This is a genomic window from Cupriavidus numazuensis (assembly GCF_905397435.1).
Classification (GTDB): domain Bacteria; phylum Pseudomonadota; class Gammaproteobacteria; order Burkholderiales; family Burkholderiaceae; genus Cupriavidus; species Cupriavidus numazuensis.
Genome location: NZ_CAJPVI010000095.1, coordinates 1 through 20756, shown reverse-complemented (window position 1 = coordinate 20756; position 20756 = coordinate 1). Strand labels below are relative to the sequence as shown.

Sequence of the window (20756 nt, the reverse complement as noted above, 5' to 3'; positions counted from 1 at the left end):
ACCGTGGAATTGATGGCCAGCGGCAACGACGCGCTTTTCTGCCTACTCTTTTGTCGCTCGGACAAAAGAGTAGGTCGCCGGCTACGCCGGCGAAACAGCGGCGCATGCCAAAAGCGATAACCAGCCCAAATGCGAGAAGCCTCCCCCCGCTGAATCAAGCCCCCCCGCCCCCATCCCTCTTGAGAACATCAAGATGCGACAAATAGCGTTCAAGCTCATCGCGACCGCTATCAGTGATGCAATACACCCGGCCACTACCTTCCACCAACTCAGCCGTGATCGCACGCGCGATCATCAGGCTGCGCAGGATCGGCCGCAGCGAGCGGATGTTCAGTTCAAGCCCGTATTCGCGCAGCCGGTCGACGAGGTTCATCACAGTCGACGGGCTCGCGTGTACGAGCTTGAGGATATAAATCCGGGAAAAGACCCGGTCAAGGGAAGGCGATTTCATGGGCGCTGGCGAAGCTCCACGGAGCGGAGTCACTGTTCATCTTGCGCGGCCCATGACTGCAACCGCAGTCGGGCACTCTCTTGTTCCACATCGTCGCGGAGACTTTCTCCGCTGCAAGAAAAAACGGGGTGCACGAAGGCACCCCGAATGCTTGCGTATGCACGCCACCGTTGGGCGGCGCGGCTCCGGAGCGCCTGGGGGGCTACTCCTCCTGGAACGCTTCTTCGCGCTTGGCCTTGATCGACGGCAGAGCCACCACGGCCACCAGTGCCGCTGCAGCGATCAGCAGGCCCATCGACAGCGGACGCGTCACGAATACGGTGAAATCACCACGCGACAGCAGCAGCGAGCGGCGGAAGTTTTCTTCCATCATCGGTCCCAGCACGAAACCCAGCAGCAGCGGAGCCGGTTCACACTTGAGCTTCAGGAACAGGTAGCCGATCACGCCGAAGCCTGCCGCCATGAACACGTCGAAGGTCTGGTTGTTGACCGAGTACACGCCAATGCCGCAGAACACGAGAATGGCCGGGTACAGGAAGCGATACGGCACGGTCAGCAGCTTCACCCAGATGCCGATCATCGGCAGGTTCAGGATGATGAGCATCAGGTTGCCGATCCACATCGAGGCGATCAGGCCCCAGAACAGCGCCGGGTTGCTGGTCATCACCTGCGGGCCGGGCTGGATGTTGTGGATGGTCATGGCACCGACCATCAGCGCCATCACGGCGTTAGGCGGAATGCCAAGCGTCAGCAGCGGGATGAACGAGGTCTGCGCCGCGGCGTTGTTGGCCGATTCCGGACCTGCCACGCCTTCGATCGCGCCCTTGCCGAACTCGTGCGAGTACTTCGAGGTCTTCTTTTCCAGCGAGTAGGCCGCGAACGAAGCCAGTGCCGCACCGCCGCCCGGCAGGATGCCCAGCGCCGAGCCCAGCAACGTGCCGCGCAGCACGGCAGGCGCCATGCGCTTGAAGTCTTCCTTGGTCGGCCACAGGTTGGTCACCGCGTCGGTGAAGGTTTCGCGCTGCTCCTTCTGCTCCAGGTTCGCGATGATTTCCGCGAAGCCGAACATACCCATGGCCAGCGCGACGAAGTCGATGCCATCGGTCAGTTCAGGCACGTCGAACGAGAAGCGCGCCGCGCCCGAGTTCACGTCAGTACCGATCAGGCCCATCAGCAGGCCCAGCACGATCATCGCGACTGCCTTCGGCAGCGAGCCCGAGGCCAGCACCACGGCGCCGATCAGGCCCAGCACCATCAGCGAGAAGTACTCGGCGGGACCGAACTTGAAGGCCAGTTCCGACAGCGGCGTGGCAAATGCAGCCAGGATCAGCGTGGCCACGCAGCCGGCGAAGAACGAGCCAAGGCCGGATGTGGCCAGTGCCACGCCCGCTCGTCCTCGTCTTGCCATCTGGTAGCCGTCGATCGTTGTCACCACCGACGACGATTCACCGGGCAGGTTCACCAGAATCGCGGTGGTGGAGCCGCCGTACTGCGCGCCGTAGTAAATACCGGCCAGCATGATCAGCGCGGCCACCGGCGGCAGCGTGTAGGTCACCGGCAGCAGCATGGCGATGGTAGCCAGCGGCCCCAGGCCCGGCAGCACGCCGATCAGCGTCCCGAGCACGCAGCCCAGGAACGCATAGGCGAGATTCTGCAGCGACAGTGCCGTCGAGAATCCCAGTGAAAGGTGTTCAATCAATTCCATCTCGGCGCTCCCTTAACCGGTGATGAATGCAGGCCACACCGGCATCTGCAGGTTGATGCCGTACACGAAGGCACCCAGGCTGATCAGCACGAGGATGATCGAGTTGAGTATGGCGCCCTTCCAGCTGAACTCATGGCTGGCCATTGACGACACCAGCACCAGCACCAGCACCGACAGCACCATGCCCAAAGGCTTGAGCAGCAGGCCGAACAGCACTACCGAACCGAGAATCCACAGCAGCGTCTTTAGATCCCAGCGTGCGAGATGGTCTTCCTCGCCCTTGCTCGACAGCGACGCGATCAGCACCAGCGCGCCGAGCACGGCCAGCACCAGACCGAGCAGGAATGGAAAGTATCCGGGCCCCATTTTCGCGGCGGTTCCCATGGAATAGCCGCGTGCGACCCAGGAAAAGCCCAGACCGACCAGAATGAACATCAGGCCGGAGGCAAAGTCCTTTTGGCTACGTATGCGCAAAACGATTCTCCTCAAAGTTCACAAAATGCCGTGCCGGTGCCGCGCCTTGGCTCTGTCGCGGAGTGCTGCATGCAAACGCATGCCCCGACGGTTGATCGGAACCTTAAAGACGCGATCTTTCAGCCGCCTTTCATTTGTCTTGGATTAGGGGTATTCACCGATGAGCCACGATGGAACAAGCCTGGCGTGCGAGTTCGCGCACGAATACATCACACCATGATGCATTCATGTGGCACCAGAAACAGCGAAGAAGGAAGACGGAAACAACAGACGCGCGCCGTTGCCATGCGGCATCGGCGCGGTATCAGGAAGGAAATCGGGTGTGTGCGATCGCCACCGGCAGACCAGCGAGCGAGTGCATCCGCGCCGCGGAAAACGGCAGCGGACGCAACGATGCCATGCCGATCTTTCGATTGGCTTTCAACGCACGGTTTCCACGGTGCGGGGTGGCATGCCGTCCGCATCGGATGCCGGGCCGGCGTCTTCGCACGGCGTGCCCATGCTGGTATCAGGCGCCTGCCCCACTGCCTCGGGTGCATGGGCCGGCACGGGCAGGATATGGCTCGCGCGCCAGTTGCCGAAGCGGTAGTAGCCGGCCGCCAGCGCGACCGACACGACGGAACCCAGCGGAAAGCTCCACCAGATCGCCTCGGCACCCCAGCTCTTGCCAACGCTCCATGCAAACGGCAGCCGGATTACCCACATCGACAGGAACAGGATGACCAGCGGCGCCATGACAGCACCGGTGGCACGCACCGTGCCGAAGATCACGATGGTGAAGCCGAACAGGATGAACGACCACAGCACGATGAGGTTGATATGCTGCGCGATGCCGATGGCCACGCTGTCCGTGCCGAGAAACAGCCCGAGCGAGTTGCGGTCGAACAGGTAGACGAGACTGACCAGCGCCCCCGTCATCGCCAGGTTGAACAGCAGGCCCACGCGCGTGATGCGCGTAACGCGATGCCAGAGGCCCGCACCGACGTTTTGCGCCACCATGGATGACACGCTCGCACCGACCGCCAGCGCTGGCATCTGCACGTATGTCCAGAGCTGGGAAGCCACACCGTATGCAGCAGTCGTCTGCGACCCGTAGGCGTTGACCAGCGACATCATCACGATCGCCGACGACGAGATCACCACCATCTGCAAGCCCATCGGCAAGCCCTTTGCCACCAGCGCGCGGATGATGGCCGGGTCCGGCTTCAGCAGCGCCAGCTGTTCGCGGTGCAGCAGCAGGAAATGGCGGCGGCGATAAAGCAGCGCAATCATCGCGACCAGGCTCGTGAGCTGCGCGATCAGCGTTGCCAGCGCCGAGCCCGCGATGCCGAGCGCGGGCAGCGGCCCCACGCCGAAGATCAGCACCGGATTGAGCACCACGTCGAGCACCGCCGACAACAGCATGAAATAGAACGGCGTGCGCGAGTCCCCGGCGCCGCGCAGCGTCATCATCACGAAGTTGTAGAAGTACATGAACGGCAGCGCGATGAAGATGATGCGCAGGTACGTCACGGCCAGCGGTGCGGCATCGTGCGGGGTCTGCATCGCTGCCAGGATGTCCGGCGTGAAGATGAAGCCGAAGATCGACGCGGCCACGGACAACAGCACGAAGAACGTGGTGCTGGTGCCGACGATCGCGCGCGCCTCATCCAGGTCGCGCGCGCCGACCGCCTGCCCGATCATGATGGTATTGGCCATGCTGATGCCGAACACCACGCCCAGCAGGAAGAACAGGATGATGTTGGCGTTCGACGTGGCGGTCAGCGCGGCTTCGCCGAGATAGCGCCCGACCCAGACAGAGTTGATCGAGGCATTGAGCGACTGCAGGATGTTGCTGCCAAGCACCGGCAGCGAAAACAGCAGCAGGGTCCGGCCGATGGGGCCGGTGGTGAGTCTGGCATCAGGCTTCATAGCGTCCTTGCGCAAACAGGTTAGCCTGCCAGCATACGCGATCCCGACAGCTCGCGTTGCGTGCCTTGCCAACCGCCCGGATCGCGCGTCTAATGGATAAAGCCGGGCTGGGGCAGACCAGGGCGGCAGGAGGCTATATGCGCTGCACAAATTGCGGGTTCGAGAACCTCGCAAAAGCCAACTTCTGCGAGGAGTGCGGTGCCGGGCTGCCACGGACCTGCCCGCAATGCGGCGAGCCCGCCGGCCCGACGGCGAAATTCTGCCGGGGATGCGGCGCCGCGCTGGCCGGCCTGCCCGCCGCACAGCCCCCCGCCCCTTCCGCAGTCGCCGCCCCGGTCCAATACACGCCACCTCACCTTGCCGAACGCATCCTTGCGGAACGCGCGGCCATGGAAGCACGCGGCGAAGCCGCGGGCGAACGCAAGACCATCACCGCGCTGTTCGCCGACATGGCGGGTTCCACAGCCCTCACGCAAGACCTGGACCCGGAGGAAGCCCGTCGGCTGATCGACCCGGTCGCCACGCTGATGATGGAGGCCGTGCACCACTACGAGGGCTACGTCGCCAAATTCCTCGGCGACGGCATCCTAGCGCTGTTCGGCGCCCCCATTGCGCACGAGGACCACGCGCTGCGAGCCCTGTATGCGGCACTGCGCATGCAGGAGGCGATGCGTCGCCACAGCGACCGTGTCCGGCTCGAGCTTGGCATCCCTTTGCAAATCCGGGTTGGCATTCATACCGGCGAAGTCGTGGTGCGCTCGATCCGCAAGGACGACCTGCACACCGACTACGATCCGGTGGGGCATACCATCCACATCGCCTCGCGCATGGAAGGCGTGGCCACGCCGGCATCGATCCTGATCAGCGAGTCGACCCACAAGCTCACCGAGGGCTATTTCGAGTTCAAGGCGCTCGGCACCACACATGTCAAGGGCGTGCGCGAGCCGTTGCCGGTCTACGAGGTGCTGGGACTCGGCCCGTTGCGCACGCGCCTGCAGGTCGCCGCGCACCGCGGGCTGGCCCGGTTCGTGGGCCGCCAGGCAGAGCTGGAGCAATTGCACGCCGCGCTCGACCTGGCGAAAGCCGGCAGCGGGCAGATCGTCGGCGTGGTCGGAGAGGCCGGCGTGGGCAAATCGCGGCTCTTCCACGAATTCAAGGCAAGGTCGCGGCAAGGCTGCCTGGTGCTGGAAACGTTCTCGGTCTCGCACGGCAAGGCCTTTGCCTACCTGCCGCTGATCGAACTGCTGAAGAACTATTTCCAGGTCGCGGCACAGGACAACGACCGCGTCTGCCGCGAGAAGGTCACAGGCAGGCTGCTGACGCTCGATCGTTCGCTGGAAGCTCATCTGCCCTACCTGCTCTACCTGCTCGGCAGCAGCGATCCAGATTCGACATTGCCGACCATGGATGCCGCGATCCGGCGCCAGCGCACCTTCGAAGCCATTGCCCAGTTGCTGGTGCGCGAAAGCCAGAACCAGCCGCTCGCGCTGATCTTCGAGGACTTGCAGTGGCTCGACGGCGAGACCGAAGGCTTTCTCAATATCCTCGTCGATCATGTGCCGGCCGCCAGCATCCTGCTGCAGGTGAACTACCGCCCCGAGTATGCGCACGAGTGGCACGGCGGCGCCTACACGCAGCTGCATCTCGAACCGCTGGGCCCCGCCGAGGCACAGGGGCTGCTGACTGCGCTGCTCGGCGACGATCGCAGCCTAGTGCCGCTCAAGCGGCTGATCCTCGACAAGACCGAAGGCAACCCGTTCTTCATGGAGGAAGTGGTCCAGACGCTGACCGAGGAAGGCGTGCTGCTGGGCGTGTCCGGCAGCTTCCGCATCGAACAGGCGCCGGCGCTGCTGCATATTCCTACCACCGTGCAGGGCGTACTGGCCGCGCGTATCGACCGCCTGCCCGTGGCACAGAAGGAGTTGCTGCAGACACTCGCGGTGATCGGCAAGGAGTTCTCGCTGAGCCTCATTCGCCATGTCACCGGCGCGGACGACGACGCGTTGCGGCCGCTGCTGGCCGCGCTGCAGGCCGCCGACTTCATCTACGAACAACCGGCCTTCCCCGATGTGGAGTACGCGTTCAAGCATGGGCTGACGCAGGAAGTGGCGGGCCACAGCTTGCTGACAGAGCGGCGCAGCGCGCTGCACGAGCGCACCGCGCATGCGATCGAGTCGCTGTTCCCGGGCCGGCTCAAGGATTACTGCGGCGAACTCGCCCACCACTACAGCCTCAGCGGCAATGTGCCGAAGGCGATTGAATACCTGCACTACGCCGGCCAGCAGGCACTGGAGCGCTCTGCCCTGCCCGAAGCCATCGGCCACCTGGACGACGCCATTGCGCTGCTCAAGCGGTTGCCCGACACGCCCGAGCGCTTGCGGCAGGAACTCGCGCTGCTGCTGACGCTGGGGCCCGCGCTGATCGCGACACGCGGGCAGGCCGCCACCGAGGTCGAAGCCAACTACCGGCGCGCGCTGGCGCTGTGCGAACAGGGCGAGCCCACGCCACAGGTCTTTTCCGCGCAGCTCGGGCTGTGGGCGTTCTACCAGCTGCGCGCGCAGTACAACGTGTCGCTGCCGCTCGGCAAACGGCTGCTCGGCATGGCAATGCGCTCGCACAAGCCCGATCAGCTCGCCGAAGGGCATCGCGTACAGGGATCGACGACCTTCCGCCTGGGCCAGATCAGCGCCGCGCGCGACCACATGGAACAGGTGCTGACCGTACAGCGGCCGGACCAGTCGTCCTATGATTTCCTGCTCGGCTATGGGCGCGACCCGGCCGTGCACGCCATGGCCACGCTGGGGTGGATCCTGTGGTACCAGGGTCTGCCGGACCTGGCGCGCGCGCGCTCGCTGGAGGCCCTGGCGCTGTCGCGGCAGCGCCCCGACGCATTCAACCTTGCCCTGTGCCTGATCTTTGCGGCCGAGGTGCATGTGTGCCGGCGCGAGGTGCAGCAGGTACGCGAATTTGCCGAGGCGGCCACCGACATTTCCGGCGAGCAGGGCTTTCCGATCTACCTGGCATGGGGCAAGGTGCTGCAGGGCTGGGCCGTGGCCGAGCGCGGAAGCCACCAGGCAGGCATCGCCCTGATGCGGGAGGGACTGGACGCCTACGCCGCGACCGGCGCGTCGCTGGCCAGACCCAGCCTGCTGGGGCTGCTGGCCGATGCGCATAACATGGCCGGCGACTTCCGGACCGGCCTGGCGCTGGTGGATGAAGCCATGTCGATCATCGAACAGACCGGCGAACGGCTCGACGCCTCCGGCCTGCTGCGGCAGAAGGGAGAGCTGGTCCTGGCCGAATCCGGCGACAGCACGCTGGCCCGCGAAGAGGCGGAAGACTGCTTCCACAAGGCCGTCGCCATGGCGCGCCAGCAGGGCGCCAGGTCGCTGGAACTGCGCGCGGCGCTGAGCCTCGCGCGGTTGTGGCGACGCAAGGGAAAGGCCGATGCCGCGCGCCAGGTGCTTGCCGGCATCTACGGCGTGTTCCGCGAAGGCTTTGATACGCTCGATCTGCAACAGGCCAAGGCCTTTCTGGACGAGGTCGGCTGAACGGCCGCCGCCGCGGAGAACGCGCATGAACCGGATCCAGACCCGCTTCGAATCATTGTGGTCGCGCTGCGGCGGCGGCCGTGCGCAGGACACCTACCAGGAGCTGGCGCAGTATTACGAGGGACCGGGAAGGTATTACCACACCCTGTACCACGTGCGCCGCTGCCTGCGCGACCTCGACTGGGGGCGTGCGCGGATTCCGGACGTCGACGCGGTGGAGTTGGCACTCTGGTGCCATGACGTAATCTACGTACCGGGTGCATCCGACAACGAGGCGCGCAGCGCGCAATGGTTCCTGGGCCGGGCCGACGGCCAGATTGCCGAGGCGGACCGCATTGCTGCCATGATCCTGGACACCACGCACATGCGCGTACCGTCCGACCCTGCCGGCTGCTTTACCGTGGACATAGACCTGGCGACGCTGGGCAGCCACAACGCCCGCTTTCGCCGCAACGCGAAGCTGCTGCGCGCCGAACGTCCCGACCTGGACGACACCGCCTACGACAAGGCCGAGCGCAAGTACCTGAGCAGGCTGCTGACGCGCCCTCGCCTCTACCACACCGACCTGTTCCACGACCGCTACGAAGCGGTGGCGCGGCGCAATCTCGCGCTGCGGCTGGCGCAGCCTGCGCCGGGCTGAGCAGTGCAAACGCACAGAGGCAAACGCTCAGAGGAATTCCCCGCTGATATCCACGCTGGACCGCTGCCCGACGTGCTCGTAATTGTGCTCGAGCCACGTGCCGGCATGGTCGCGGCCCTTGTCGCGCAGGGAACACAGGAACTTCCAGTCCGCGTTGTATTTGCTCGATACGCTGAGCGCGGCCATGGTCTCGTCATTGCGGACCGAATGGATCCGCATCTCCTTCATCTCGGCCCTGTCGACCTTGCCCTGCTGGATCAGCGAAGTCACGAAGGCAATCGCGCGCATTTCGCGCATCAGGGACGAATTGAAGCTGACCTCGTTGACACGGTTGAGGATATCGGCGGCGCTGCGGGGCACGCCCGGACGCACGATCGGATTGATATGGACGATCACGACATCGTGCGTCTTGCACTGGTAGATCAGCGGGAAAATGGCCGGGTTGCCGACGTAGCCGCCGTCCCAGTAGTGCTGGCCATCCACGGTCACGGACTGGAACAGCGTGGGCAGGCAGGTGGACGCCAGCACGGCCTCGATGGACAGTTCCGGGGCGGTGAAGAGGCGTATCTTCCCCGTCTCCACGTTGGTCGCGCACAGGAACAGGTGGCACGGGCACTGGCGGCGCAATGCCTCAAAATCCACCTGGCTGGCCAGTACGTCCCGCAGCGGGTTCATGTTGTGCGGGTTGAACTGGTATGGCGACATGATGCGCAGCACCATGTCGGCCATCGCATACAGCGGCGAACTGTCCAGGCCGAAGCTGTGGCCGCCTTTCATCCACGACGGCACCCAGCGAAACGGACTGTAGCGTTCGGCCGAACTGGCGATGGCCTGCCAGAAGTCATGTAGCGCCTGGCGGCCGCCGTCTGGCCCCCCTTTGAGCATGCCGTAGGCGAGCACGGCGGCATTCATGGCGCCGGCACTTGTGGCGCTGATGCCTTCGATCTCCAGCCTGCCATCCTCCAGGAGCCGGTCAATCACGCCCCAGGTGAACGCACCGTGCATGCCACCGCCCTGCAGAGCCAGTGCGATCGGTTTGCGTTCGCCGCCGGCACGACTGCCCGTGTTTCCATCCATGGCGTGGCTCCTGGTATGCGGCCGGGGGCACGGAGGTACCCTGCTGCCTGCCTCGCCCCGGGGTTCCGGCACTGCGCCGGGGGACGTGGCTCCGACGCGACCCGTTTTTGTAGAGTGTAGTGAAGATGTGGCCCTGTCGCCGTACGTTTGCGGGCGGTCCTGCACCCTTGCGGCTTGTGCCACCCACCGTGCCGACATCGGTGGTCAGCACGTTCCGCGCCGACGCGTTAAGCTAGCGGACTTGGCAGCGCGCACCGACGCGCGGCCGGAATGTCTGACACGACCACCAGGAGAACACGCATGTACCAGGATCTTGCCCTCTATATCGACGGGGAATTCATCAAGGGCGGCGACCGGAAGGAGCAGGACGTGCTCAACCCCGCCACCCAGGAAGTCCTGGGCAAGCTGCCGCACGCCAGCCGCGCCGACCTGGACCGCGCGCTGGCCGCCGCCCAGCGTGCCTTTGAAAGCTGGAAGAAGACGTCGCCGCTGGAGCGCTCGAAGATCCTGCGCCGCGTCGGCGAACTGGCACGCGAGCGCGCCAAGGACATCGGACGCAATATCACGCTGGACCAGGGCAAGCCGCTGGCCGAAGCCGTCGGTGAAGTGCTGGTCTGCGCCGAGCATGCCGACTGGCACGCCGAGGAATGCCGCCGCATCTATGGCCGCGTGATCCCGCCGCGCCAGCCCAATGTGCGCCAGATCGTCGTGCGCGAGCCGATCGGCGTGTGCGCGGCCTTCACGCCCTGGAATTTCCCGTTCAACCAGGCCATCCGCAAGATCGTGTCGGCCGTGGGCGCTGGCTGCACGCTGATCCTGAAGGGCCCGGAAGATTCGCCCAGCGCCGTGGTCGCGCTGGCGCAGCTGTTCCACGATGCCGGCCTGCCGGCGGGCGTGCTGAACATCGTCTGGGGCGTGCCGAGCGAGGTATCGACCTACCTGATCGAATCGCCGATCGTGCGCAAGATCTCGTTCACGGGTTCGGTGCCCGTGGGCAAGCAGCTGGCCGCGCTGGCCGGCGCCCACATGAAACGCGTGACGATGGAGCTGGGCGGCCACTCGCCGGTGCTGGTGTTCGATGATGCCGATATCGAACCCGCTGCCGAAATGCTGGCGCGCTTCAAGCTGCGCAACGCGGGCCAGGTCTGCGTCTCCCCGACCCGCTTCTACGTGCAGGAAAAGGCCTATGACAAGTTCCTGGCCCGCTTCACCGAGGTGATCGGCTCGATCAAGGTCGGCAACGGGCTGGAAGACGGCACGCAGATGGGCCCGCTCGCACATGAGCGCCGGGTGTTCTCGATGGAGCAGTTCCTGGACGACGCGAACCAGCGCGGCGGCAAGGTCGTGGCCGGTGGTTCGCGCATTGGCGACAAGGGCTACTTCTTCGCCCCGACCGTCGTGACCGACCTGCCGGACGATGCCAAGCTGATGGTCGACGAGCCGTTCGGCCCGGTCGCGCCGGTTACGCGTTTCAAGGACACGGCCGAAGTGCTGCGCCGCGCCAACAGCCTGCCGTTCGGGCTGGCCTCGTACGTCTTCACCAATTCGCTGAAGACCGCCACCGAGGTGTCCAACGGCCTGGAAGCCGGCATGGTCAACATCAACCATTTCGGCATGGCGCTGGCCGAAACGCCGTTCGGCGGCATCAAGGACTCGGGCATTGGCAGCGAAGGCGGCCAGGAGACGTTCGACGGCTACCTGGTCACCAAGTTCATCACGCAGGTCTGACGGCCCGCCCGCGACCTACTGCGCGCCGCCCGCCGACTCTGGGGCGGCGCTGCTGATGGCCTTTCGATAGTCCTCCGCATAGGCCTTCCATTGGGCCAGCGACACCGCGTGGCCATGTCGCGCCAGTCGCAGCACCGACCTGCGCCAGCGGGCTCCCGCGGCAAATTCCTGAAGTTGCTCGATACGGTCCGCAGCGTGATGCCCGCATCCGCGCAGGTGTGCCCAGGCTGCAGCATGGGCCATGGTTTCAAGCACTTCGCGCAGCGCGGCGGCGCTGTCGCAGTGCGCCAGGTTGACCCGGTCCGCAGTCGGCTGCAGGCTTTTCACGAGATACGACGCTTTCCCCATCTCCACCGGCGAGAGCAGTGCGGGCGATGCTGCCTGCATGATCTGCTGCACGGTGGCCACGCGGCTTGCGTCGCTGCTCCAGCGTGGCTGGGCACGGTTAGGCAGGTCGTCCCACGCGGAAGGCGCGGCACGCTTGATGTCGATCAGGCGCGGCATGCCGCCCGCGCGTTCGTCACGCGCCAGCACCACGTAGCGCTCCAGTCCCAGGCTGCCGATACCGGCCACACGCCGCGCCACGTCTTCGGCGCGGAACCGGTGGCCATGTCTCTGGCCCGAATAGGCAGCCAGGATTTCCAGGGCCCGCTGACGCGCCGCCTTGTCGGCGGGCAGCGCGTGCCGGCCGTCGCAGACGAGCCGCTGCCGGCCCTTGCGCAGTTGCGCGCGTTCCGCCACCAGTTCGCCGCGCCGGCGCCGCTTGACCCGGCGCAGCAGGGTTGCCACCATCCCCATCGCCGTGGCCCGCTCGAGCCAGCGGGGCTTTCCGCGCTGCAGCACCGCCGCATACTCGGCCAGCATCGCCTCGCTGGCGCGCTGCGCATCCTCGTCCGACAAGCCGATCTGCCCGGCAGCAACCATCACGCTGGATAGCACGCGAACCACATCCACGGTCAGCGGCGCCAGCAGTGCGTCATCGAAGTCGTTGAGGTCGAAGTAGACCAGGCCGTTGTCGCCCTTGAAGCTGCCGAAGTTCTCCAGGTGCAGGTCGCCACAGACGTAGGTGGTCGGCGCGTCCAGCAGCGCGTCCTCATTGCGCAGCGACGCGACGTACAGATGGTTGGTGCCGCGAAAGAACGCGAACGGGTCGGCGGCAATGGCGGCGAGCTTGCGGGTGAAGCGCTCGGGATCTCGACCGTGGTTGAATCGGAGGATGGCTTCGGTGGCAGGATGCATGTGTGATGGTCAGTGGAAGAAGATACCGCGCGTCAGGAACGTGTAGTTTGCCTCTTCCGCCATCAGCCACACAAGGATCAGCAGGCACAGCGGCGGCACCAGGATCGCGCAGATCAGCGCCATGCGCTCCCAGGCCATATGCATGAAGACAGCGATGATCAGGCCCGCCTTCAACACCATGAGCAGCAGGATCAGCGTCCAGCGCAGGTAGCCGGTGAAACCGACGTAGTCCACCATGTAGGACAGCGTGGACAGCACGAACAGCAGCAGCCAGATTTTCAGGTAGAGGCCGATGGGATGCTGCTGGCCGGTGTGTGCCTCGTCGCCGGGGCCATGTGCGGCGCCCGGGGCGGCAGGTGTGTGAGTCGAAGCCATGGCAAGCCTCACCAGAGATAGAACAGCGCAAAGATGAAGACCCAGACCAGGTCCACGAAGTGCCAGTACAGGCCCGCGATCTCAACGATCTGGTAGTTGCCGGACGCTTCGTAGCGGCCGCGCAGGACCTTGGTGGCGACGATCAACAGGTAGATCACGCCGCAACTCACATGCAGGCCATGGAAGCCGGTGATCATGAAGAAGGTCGAGCCGAACTGCGGCGCGCCCATCGGGTTGCTCCACGGACGTACGCCCTCTTCAACAATCAGCTTGGTCCACTCGAACGCCTGCATGCCGACAAAGGTCGCGCCGAACAGCGCGGTCACCAGCATCAGCAGCGCACACTGGCGCCGCTGGCGCCGGTACGCGAAATTGACCGCCATGGCCATCGTGCCGCTGCTGGTGATCAGCACGAACGTCATGATCGCGATCAGCAGCAGCGGCACGTCGTGCCCGCCGATGCGCAGGCCGAAGACCTCGCTGGGGTTGGGCCACGGCACCGTCGTCGCCATGCGCACCGTCATGTACCCCGTGAGGAAGCAGCTGAACACGAAGGTATCGGACAGCAGGAAGATCCACATCATCGCCTTGCCCCACGACACCTTGAAGGCGCGCTGGTCCGACGACCAGTCCGCCACCAGGCCGCGCAGACCCGTGGCCACGGCAGGCTGTGTCGAAACGTTCGATGACATGGGGAACCTCCTCGGCGCCGCAGGCTATGCGGTGCCGCAGATATAGCGCACGATTTCGGGCGTGAGCCAGCCAAGCGCGGCCAGCAGCACCACCCACACCGCAAGCAGGAAATGCCAGTAACGCGCGCACAGCGTCATGCGCAGCATCGCACCTTCGCCGCTACCGCGGAATCCCGCCGCAAAGGCCCAGCCCGCGAGACCGCCGAGCACGTGCAGCCCATGCATGGCGGTCAGCAGGTAGAAGAAGCTGCCCGCCGGGTTGCTCGCCGGCCCGACATGGATCGCGTGCAGCGCCAGCCACGCCCATAGCTGGGACCCCACAAAAGCCGCCGCACCGAGTCCGCCCAGACGCAGCGCCTGCCGCGCCCCGGCCATGCGGCCCGCGCGAGCCAGGCGCACTGCGGCCTGCATGGCCACACTGCCTGCCGTCAGCAGCGCGGTAGACAGCCACACTTGCCATGGCAGTGCAATGCGCTGCCAGTCAGGACTGTCCATGCGCATCGCATACGCCGTCAGGAACAGTGCGAACAAGACCGTGACCACGCCCATGAAGACCCACAGGCCAATGCTCGCGGGCGCGCCGCCCGCTTGTCCGTTGCGGGTCTGTCCGCCACCTGACGGATTGCCGCCGAAATCATCACGGCTGACCTTGTAGACAGCTTCGGCGTTCATGCCACGGCTCCCCGGCTGGCGTGCGGTTCGGGCTCGGCACCGCCCTCTTCAGGCGGCGCGTTCTGCGCGATAAAGTCTTCCTTCGCGCCCGGCACGCTGTACGCATAGGCCCAACGGTACGCCACCGGCAGGTGCGGGCCCCAGTTTCCATGCGCGGGCGGCGTCTCGGGCGTCTGCCATTCGAGCGATGCCGCGCGCCACGGATTGCCATCGGCCTTGCGCCCATGCCACAGGCTCCACGCAAGGTTGAATACGAACAGCAACTGGGCCGCCGCCACGATGAAGGCCGCAATCGAGATGTACATGTTCATCACGTGCGCCGATTCGGGAATGAAGGCGTAGTTCTCGTACGCGTAGTAGCGCCGCGGCATGCCGAGCACGCCGAGGTAATGCATCGGGAAGAAGATCGCGTAGGTGCCGATGAACGTGGTCCAGAAATGGACTCGGCCCATGGTGTCGTCGAGCATGCGGCCCGTCACCTTCGGATACCAGTGGTAGATACCGCCGAACACCACCAGGATCGGCGACACGCCCATCACCATATGGAAGTGCGCAACCACGAAATACGTGTTCGACAGCGGGATATCCACGCTCACGTTGCCGAGGAACAGCCCTGTCAGCCCGCCGATGACGAAGGTGCTGATGAACGCAATCGCGAACAGCATCGGCACGGAGAAATGAATATCGCCGCGCCACAGCGTGATGACCCAGTTGTAGACCTTGATGGCCGTGGGAATCGCGATGATCAGCGTGGTCGTGGCGAAGAAGAAGCCGAAGTACGGGTTCATGCCGCTCACGAACATATGGTGCGCCCACACCACCACCGACAGCACGCCGATCGCCAGAATGGCCCACACCATGGTGCGGTAGCCGAAGATGCTCTTGCGCGCATGCACGCTGACCAGATCCGAGACGATGCCGAACGCCGGCAGCGCGACGATATACACCTCCGGATGTCCGAAGAACCAGAACAGGTGCTGGAACAGCAGCGGGCTGCCGCCCTTGTAGTTCAGCTGCTGGCCCATCGACACCATCGCCGGCATGAAGAAGCTAGTGCCGAGCGTCCTGTCGAGCAGCATCATCACGGCCGAGACGAACAGCGCCGGAAATGCCAGCAGCGCCAGGATGGTCGCCATGAAGATGCCCCATACCGACAACGGCATGCGCAGCAGCGTCATGCCCTCGGTGCGGGCCTGCAGCACAGTGGTGACGTAGTTGAGGCCGCCCATTGTCGCCGCGACGATGAAGATGCCCAGCGACACCAGCATCAGGATGATGCCCCACTCATAGCCCGGCGTGCCGGGCAGGATCGCCTGCGGCGGATACAGCGTCCAGCCCGCACCGGTAGGCCCGCCGGGCACGAAGAAGCTCGCCAGCAGCACGATCACCGACAGCAGGTAGACCCAGTAGCTGAGCATGTTCAGGAACGGGAACACCATGTCGCGCGCCCCGACCATCAGCGGGATCAGGTAGTTGCCGAAGCCGCCGAGGAACAGCGCCGTCAGCAGGTAGATCACCATGATCATGCCGTGCATGGTGACGAACTGGTAGTAGCGGTTAGCGTCGATGAAATCGAACTTGCCGGGGAACCCGAGCTGCATGCGCATCAGGTTCGACAGCGCCACGCCGACCAGTCCCACCACGATGGCCGTGATGGTGTACTGCACGGCGATCACCTTGTGGTCCTGGCTCCAGACGTAGCGGGTCCAGAAGCTCTGCGGTGCGTGGTGGTCGGCATCATCGGCGTAAGCCATGCGTCTCTCCTCACTTCGTCGCCGCCTTGGGCGAGGCCGACGGCGGCACCACGGCGGCATTGGATGTCGTGTAGGTGCCCGATGCCGACGACGCTGCCTGCGAGCTGGTCTCGGCCGCAGCGGTGGCCCCTGTGGGCGCCCCTGCCGATGCCGATTCAGGCGGCGCGGTTCCTGTGTCTGCACCGCTGCCCTGCGAGCGGATATACGCGGCCAGGGCGCCGACTTCATCGTCGGTCAGCGCTATCTTCGGCATGACCGGGCCGAACCCCTTGACCAGGCGAGCCTGCGGATTGGTGATTTCCTCTTTCAGGAAGGCATCGTTGACTGGCGCGCTGCTGCCGTCGGCGAAGGTCTCGGTCCTGCCGTACAAACCTTTCCACGTCGGACCCACGCCGGGGTTGCCGTCGATGCTGTGGCATCCCGCGCATCCCTTGCTCTGCGCCAGCGCACGGCCCTTTTCCAGCAGCGCGGGATCCATGCCGGTCGCACCACCGGCCGCTGCCGTCGGCGCGACTGCCGGCGGTGCGGCGGCCTTGGCGAGCGTCATCGCAAAGGTCGGCTGCTTGGCCAGCCATGCGTCGAACGCGGCCTGCTCTTCCACCACCACCATGCCGCGCATGTTGTAGTGCCCCACGCCGCAAAGCTGCGCGCACAGGATCTCGAAGCGTCCGGCCTGCGTCGGCGTGAACCAGAACGACGTCACCATGCCCGGCACCATGTTCATGCGCGCGCGGAACGGGGGCACATAGAAATCATGCAGCACGTCGCGCGAGCGCAGCAGCACCTTGACTGGCCGGTTCAACGGCAGGTGCACTTCGGGGCCGCTGATGACGATGTTGTCCTGGCCGCGCGGATCGTCCGGGTTGAGGCCAAGCGGGTTGGTGCCGCTGACGAAACGCGGGTCGGATGTACCGAGCTGGCCGCTCTTGCCCGGGAAGCGGAATGCCCATTGCCATTGCTGGCCGATCACTTCGAGCACCATCGCCTCGCGCGGAGGGCGCACGTAGTCCGCATAGACGAACAGGCCCGGCGCGAGCAGCGCCATCACGCCGATCGCGGTGCCGATGGTCAGCCAGATTTCGAGCTTCCTGTTCTCGGGATGGTAGTCGGCACGATGACCGCGCTGTGCGCCGTGCCGCGGCGCATCATGGCGGAAGCGCCAGACCATGTAGCCAAGGAACAAGTTGATGACGACGAAGAAGATACCTGTGATGACCAGCGTAATGGTCAGCGTGTCGTCCATCTGCTTCCAGTTGGACGCCAGCGGGGTCGCCCACCACGGGCTCAGGAAATGAAAGAGCACCGAAGCGACGACGATGACAACGAGTACGATGGCCATCGCCATATCCACCCTCCTCCTCGCGCGTGGCAAGGGATGCGGAAGTCACGCAGGGTTGAGATAAGACTAGTGCATACCGTCAGGTCACTGCAAGGCGACATCGGGGCGAGACCGCGCCAGACAGATGCGCGCGTTTGCCGCATCGCACAAGCTGCCGCGCAGGAAAAAACGGCGGATGGGGCGTCGTTACCCATCCGCCGTTGTCGTCGCACGCGGCCCGTGTAGTAGCAAAGCGCGCGGCAAAACCGCCCTGTTGCAATGCGGCAGCAATATGGCGCGGTTCAGGCGGCGCGAGTCGCCCGCTCCGCCCCGGCAGCGCTCAATGCGATACGTCCTTGCTTTCCAGCTTCCAGTAGCAAACCGCCGCCACCATGCCGAAGATCAGGTGGCCAACCAGCGTGTGCCAGCCACGCGCGTCGGCGAACCACGTGAAGAAGCGTGTCATGACATGGAAGTCGAACAGGTAGACCGCCAGGCCAAACACGGCGCCCGCGAGCAGGATCATGCGAATGCTCGAATCGAGCTGGAACGGCGCGATGATCACCGCAAGCACCATCCCGAGCACGGCACCCAGCACGAAGTGGATCATCAGTGCGGCAGCCACGGTACCCACGCTGAACAGCGACGTCTGCAAGACGTCACGGCCCATCAGGATGGCGGCGATCATGCGTGTGGTCCCCCACGGATTCACGCCCGACACCATCGTCGACCAGAACAGCTCCACCACCAGCAGCAATGCGCCGGCCGCCAGCCCGGACACTGCCGCAGCAGTCCAGTCCGGTGAGCGTCGCACATAATGGTGCGAATGCATGTGAAGTTCCATAGCCACCTCCGCCTCTATGTATTACGCAATAGGCCACGCGATAGGCCCGCGTATTTGCTCAGCATAGGACACGCGGGTTGCAGAATTAGACCCCGTGGGCCGAAAAAGATGCCGGAGTCCGCGCAGCGCCACACATTGCATGGCATGAGGTGACACGCACGGTACGCGATTTGCCACCTCGGCATGCGGGTCAATCCCGATGCATGCGGCCGTTCATTCGCCACACACTGTCTATACTGGAATCACAAGACAGAGAGACAGGAGACCGCCATGTGGCATTTCCAGGCGCACGATCTTGTATTCCTGATCCCGATGGCACTGGTAGGCGTGATCGCCATGGGTTCGATCCCGGTGACCGCCAGGTTTCTGCGTATCAGTTGCCGCACGATGGGCGCCCTGATCGGTGCGCTCGTAGCGGTTCTGGTACTGGAGGCATTGCCGTTGCTGATCTGAGCCGCAAGGCCCGATTGGTATTTCGAGAGAGAGGAGGGCCGCCCAATGTCGATCGGCCTGCTTGCTACCGTCATGGTGGCGCTGCTATGCATGACCGTTGCGGTCGCACTGTGGCGATGCAGCCACCCCTATCGCATGCGCTACCGGCGTTGCGCGCAGCATCGGCAGCGTATGGGCATCTGCCGGCATGCAGCACGTCACTGAGGACTGCTGCCGCGGATGACGCCACCGGCACAAGCCGGCGACGTTACAGTTCGATCATCGCGAAGTCGGCCTTGCCCACGTCACATTCGGGGCAGCGCCAGTCATCGGGAATGTCTTCCCAGCGGGTGCCCGGGGCAATGCCGTCATCGGGCCAGCCCTGTTCTTCGTCGTACACCCAGCCACAGATCACACAAACCCAGGTCTTGTAGGCGACGACTTCTTCCAGCTGATCCTGCAACACGTTCTCCTGTAACGGCCGCCCGCTGGCGGCCTGATCGTTTCACCGGGCCGAATCATACGCGGTTTTTGCGACAGGCAAACGAAAGCAGCCGCCGGCGCCCCGGTGGTGCCCGGTTGGCGCCGGCTCCTTGCTGACAGCCCTGACGGCCTATTGCCGGACCGAGAAATCGACGCGGTTCGGCGCCCCCTTGTCCTTGATGCCTTCGGCATTCAGATGTGGCGCGGTCAGGAACAGCCGGTCTTCGGGCACCTTGCCGTCGCGCTCGAGCGACTGCTTGACGACCAGCGCACGCTGATCGGCCAGGTGCCTGAGGTCAGTCTCCGACACTTCGGCATTCGCCATCAGCAGCCTTTCCATTTCCTCGGGCGGCAGCGACTTGGCCATGCCGATGAAGTTGCGCGGCTTCTTCACGGAGGCGCGCTTGTAGACCTCTTCGAGGTACTTCGGATACTCCTGCTTCGACACCTTCACGTCGGCGCCCTGCTCGCCGGCCTCGCTATCGCTGGCTTCGTCGCCTTCCTGCGCGCTCTTGCGCAGGTCGCGCCGCTTCTGCTCCGCCACGCGGGCGTCGAGCCATGCGCGGCGGGCGCCGGCCTCATCGGTGGCCGGGTCAATGCGGCCGCTGATCTCGAGCTTCAGCGACGGCCGGTCGTTGAGCGCCTTGGCAACAGTGGCGATCTTCTCCTTCGCGGCGGGCGTCAGTGTCGACGTGCCCGGCGCAAATTCGACATAGCCAAGCTCTTCGCCGCTGCCTCCGCCGAATGCCGATCCGATCAGTGCGAACGGCGAGGTGATCGCCTTGGCCAGCAGGTTCACGATCACGCGCACGATCACGCCGCCGATGCTGAACTCCGGATCCGACAGTGAGCCGGACACGGGCAGGTTCACGTCGATCACGCCGTGGCGGTCCTTGAGCAGCGATACGGCCAGCAGCACAGGCAGCTTGGTGGCGTCTGGGCTGTCAACCTTGTCGCCGAACGTAAGCTGGTCCAGGTACAGGTGATTGCTCGCATCGAGCTTGCCGTGGTCGATCTTGTAGGCCACGTCCACGGTGAGCTTGCCCTTGGTGATCGGATACCCCGCGTACTTGGCCGCATACGGCGTCAGGCGCGTCAGCTCCACGCCCGATGCCTTGGCGGCGATATCGAGATAGAGCTGCTCGCCGAGCGGATTGATCTTGCCGCTGATGCTGACCGGCGCGTCGTCATCAAGCCGGCCATTGAGCACGAGATCGGCCGGCGTCGGATCGCCCGACGAGACTTTCGACACCGAGCCCTTCATGCCGGTGAGGTTGGCGCTGTAATTCGGCTTGACGAAGAAGTCGGAGAAATTGATGTTGCCCTTGTCCACCGACACGCCACCGATCAGCACCTGCGGCTTCGGGCCGGCGGCAGCCGGCGGCGGCGCAGCGGCCGGCGCGGAGGCCG

19 protein-coding genes are annotated in these 20756 nt (G+C 64.9%); 5 read left to right on the top strand and 14 right to left on the bottom strand.

The window, feature by feature from the left end; all coding sequences use genetic code 11:
• Positions 1-154 precede the first annotated feature (154 nt).
• The 4 genes from KHO41_RS38905 to KHO41_RS38890 form a co-directional block, all read right to left on the bottom strand.
• Entirely contained in the window at positions 155-451 is a 297-nt protein-coding gene (locus KHO41_RS38905; RefSeq protein ID WP_211958542.1) for a helix-turn-helix transcriptional regulator, read from the bottom strand.
• 202 nt (positions 452-653) lie between these two features.
• Entirely contained in the window at positions 654-2156 is a 1503-nt protein-coding gene (locus KHO41_RS38900; protein WP_211958541.1) for a tripartite tricarboxylate transporter permease, read from the bottom strand.
• 12 nt (positions 2157-2168) lie between these two features.
• On the bottom strand, positions 2169-2630 hold the full coding sequence (locus tag KHO41_RS38895; RefSeq protein WP_211958540.1) for a tripartite tricarboxylate transporter TctB family protein: 462 nt from the start codon (positions 2628-2630) through the stop codon (positions 2169-2171).
• A gap of 420 nt (positions 2631-3050) precedes the next feature.
• Positions 3051-4541: an MATE family efflux transporter gene (locus KHO41_RS38890; protein ID WP_211958539.1), complete on the bottom strand. Its 1491-nt coding sequence runs from the start codon at positions 4539-4541 to the stop codon at positions 3051-3053.
• A 137-nt stretch (positions 4542-4678) separates the two neighbouring features.
• Here KHO41_RS38890 and KHO41_RS38885 point away from each other — a divergent pair, with 137 nt between their 5' ends.
• Positions 4679-8092 carry an adenylate/guanylate cyclase domain-containing protein gene (locus KHO41_RS38885; RefSeq protein ID WP_211958538.1) on the top strand — a complete coding sequence of 1138 codons (3414 nt, stop codon included), beginning with the start codon at positions 4679-4681 and terminating at the stop codon, positions 8090-8092.
• A gap of 25 nt (positions 8093-8117) precedes the next feature.
• On the top strand, positions 8118-8732 hold the full coding sequence (locus KHO41_RS38880) for an HD domain-containing protein (protein WP_211958537.1): 615 nt from the start codon (positions 8118-8120) through the stop codon (positions 8730-8732).
• A 27-nt stretch (positions 8733-8759) separates the two neighbouring features.
• Here KHO41_RS38880 and KHO41_RS38875 read toward each other — a convergent pair whose 3' ends face one another.
• Positions 8760-9809, bottom strand: coding sequence for a patatin-like phospholipase family protein (locus KHO41_RS38875; RefSeq protein WP_211958536.1), 1050 nt, complete (start codon positions 9807-9809; stop codon positions 8760-8762).
• A 300-nt stretch (positions 9810-10109) separates the two neighbouring features.
• Here KHO41_RS38875 and KHO41_RS38870 point away from each other — a divergent pair, with 300 nt between their 5' ends.
• On the top strand, positions 10110-11537 hold the full coding sequence (locus KHO41_RS38870; RefSeq protein ID WP_211958535.1) for an NAD-dependent succinate-semialdehyde dehydrogenase: 1428 nt from the start codon (positions 10110-10112) through the stop codon (positions 11535-11537).
• 15 nt (positions 11538-11552) lie between these two features.
• On the opposite strand, the gene KHO41_RS38865 is transcribed toward KHO41_RS38870, so the two are convergent.
• The 7 genes from KHO41_RS38865 to KHO41_RS38835 all read right to left on the bottom strand — a co-directional run bounded on the left by KHO41_RS38865 (position 11553) and on the right by KHO41_RS38835 (position 18431).
• Positions 11553-12776 carry a DUF2252 domain-containing protein gene (locus KHO41_RS38865; RefSeq protein ID WP_211958534.1) on the bottom strand — a complete coding sequence of 408 codons (1224 nt, stop codon included), beginning with the start codon at positions 12774-12776 and terminating at the stop codon, positions 11553-11555.
• A gap of 9 nt (positions 12777-12785) precedes the next feature.
• Entirely contained in the window at positions 12786-13151 is a 366-nt protein-coding gene (locus KHO41_RS38860) for a cytochrome C oxidase subunit IV family protein (RefSeq protein WP_211958533.1), read from the bottom strand.
• Between the two features lie 8 nt (positions 13152-13159).
• The gene (locus tag KHO41_RS38855; RefSeq protein WP_211958532.1) at positions 13160-13843 is read right to left on the bottom strand and encodes a heme-copper oxidase subunit III family protein; all 684 of its coding nucleotides are present in this window, start codon (positions 13841-13843) and stop codon (positions 13160-13162) included.
• A gap of 24 nt (positions 13844-13867) precedes the next feature.
• Positions 13868-14515, bottom strand: a complete 648-nt coding sequence (locus tag KHO41_RS38850) for a cytochrome c oxidase subunit 3 family protein (protein ID WP_211958531.1) — start codon at positions 14513-14515, stop codon at positions 13868-13870.
• Positions 14512-16269 (bottom strand): cytochrome c oxidase subunit I, encoded by a 1758-nt coding sequence (gene ctaD / locus KHO41_RS38845; RefSeq protein ID WP_211958530.1) that lies wholly within the window; start codon positions 16267-16269, stop codon positions 14512-14514. The genes KHO41_RS38850 and ctaD overlap by 4 nt, the downstream gene beginning before the upstream one ends.
• Before the next feature lie 10 nt (positions 16270-16279).
• Positions 16280-17614, bottom strand: a complete 1335-nt coding sequence (locus KHO41_RS38840) for a cytochrome c oxidase subunit II (RefSeq protein ID WP_211958529.1) — start codon at positions 17612-17614, stop codon at positions 16280-16282.
• A 313-nt stretch (positions 17615-17927) separates the two neighbouring features.
• Positions 17928-18431, bottom strand: a complete 504-nt coding sequence (locus KHO41_RS38835; RefSeq protein WP_211958528.1) for a hypothetical protein — start codon at positions 18429-18431, stop codon at positions 17928-17930.
• A gap of 270 nt (positions 18432-18701) precedes the next feature.
• Here KHO41_RS38835 and KHO41_RS38830 point away from each other — a divergent pair, with 270 nt between their 5' ends.
• Positions 18702-18884, top strand: coding sequence for a hypothetical protein (locus KHO41_RS38830; protein WP_211958527.1), 183 nt, complete (start codon positions 18702-18704; stop codon positions 18882-18884).
• A 45-nt stretch (positions 18885-18929) separates the two neighbouring features.
• On the top strand, positions 18930-19088 hold the full coding sequence (locus KHO41_RS38825) for a hypothetical protein (protein WP_211958526.1): 159 nt from the start codon (positions 18930-18932) through the stop codon (positions 19086-19088).
• A 43-nt stretch (positions 19089-19131) separates the two neighbouring features.
• Here the strand turns inward: KHO41_RS38825 and KHO41_RS38820 are convergent, their stop codons facing one another.
• Entirely contained in the window at positions 19132-19329 is a 198-nt protein-coding gene (locus KHO41_RS38820) for a rubredoxin (RefSeq protein ID WP_211958525.1), read from the bottom strand.
• A gap of 147 nt (positions 19330-19476) precedes the next feature.
• The coding region (locus KHO41_RS38815; RefSeq protein WP_211958524.1) for a DUF748 domain-containing protein at positions 19477-20756 on the bottom strand (1280 nt) is incomplete at its 5' end.

Bases quoted from the DNA above. Each gene is read 5' to 3' on its own strand.
- KHO41_RS38880 (WP_211958537.1), top strand. From the start codon at position 8,118: ATGAACCGGATCCAGACCCGCTTCGAATCATTGTGGTCGCGCTGCGGC.
- KHO41_RS38835 (WP_211958528.1), bottom strand. From the start codon at position 18,431: ATGGAACTTCACATGCATTCGCACCATTATGTGCGACGCTCACCGGAC.
- KHO41_RS38850 (WP_211958531.1), bottom strand. From the start codon at position 14,515: ATGAACGCCGAAGCTGTCTACAAGGTCAGCCGTGATGATTTCGGCGGC.
- KHO41_RS38865 (WP_211958534.1), bottom strand. From the start codon at position 12,776: ATGCATCCTGCCACCGAAGCCATCCTCCGATTCAACCACGGTCGAGAT.
- KHO41_RS38875 (WP_211958536.1), bottom strand. From the start codon at position 9,809: ATGGATGGAAACACGGGCAGTCGTGCCGGCGGCGAACGCAAACCGATC.
- KHO41_RS38830 (WP_211958527.1), top strand. From the start codon at position 18,702: ATGTGGCATTTCCAGGCGCACGATCTTGTATTCCTGATCCCGATGGCA.
- KHO41_RS38840 (WP_211958529.1), bottom strand. From the start codon at position 17,614: ATGGCGATGGCCATCGTACTCGTTGTCATCGTCGTCGCTTCGGTGCTC.
- KHO41_RS38885 (WP_211958538.1), top strand. From the start codon at position 4,679: ATGCGCTGCACAAATTGCGGGTTCGAGAACCTCGCAAAAGCCAACTTC.
- KHO41_RS38905 (WP_211958542.1), bottom strand. From the start codon at position 451: ATGAAATCGCCTTCCCTTGACCGGGTCTTTTCCCGGATTTATATCCTC.
- KHO41_RS38855 (WP_211958532.1), bottom strand. From the start codon at position 13,843: ATGTCATCGAACGTTTCGACACAGCCTGCCGTGGCCACGGGTCTGCGC.
- KHO41_RS38825 (WP_211958526.1), top strand. From the start codon at position 18,930: ATGTCGATCGGCCTGCTTGCTACCGTCATGGTGGCGCTGCTATGCATG.
- ctaD (WP_211958530.1), bottom strand. From the start codon at position 16,269: ATGGCTTACGCCGATGATGCCGACCACCACGCACCGCAGAGCTTCTGG.
- KHO41_RS38870 (WP_211958535.1), top strand. From the start codon at position 10,110: ATGTACCAGGATCTTGCCCTCTATATCGACGGGGAATTCATCAAGGGC.
- KHO41_RS38860 (WP_211958533.1), bottom strand. From the start codon at position 13,151: ATGGCTTCGACTCACACACCTGCCGCCCCGGGCGCCGCACATGGCCCC.
- KHO41_RS38900 (WP_211958541.1), bottom strand. From the start codon at position 2,156: ATGGAATTGATTGAACACCTTTCACTGGGATTCTCGACGGCACTGTCG.
- KHO41_RS38890 (WP_211958539.1), bottom strand. From the start codon at position 4,541: ATGAAGCCTGATGCCAGACTCACCACCGGCCCCATCGGCCGGACCCTG.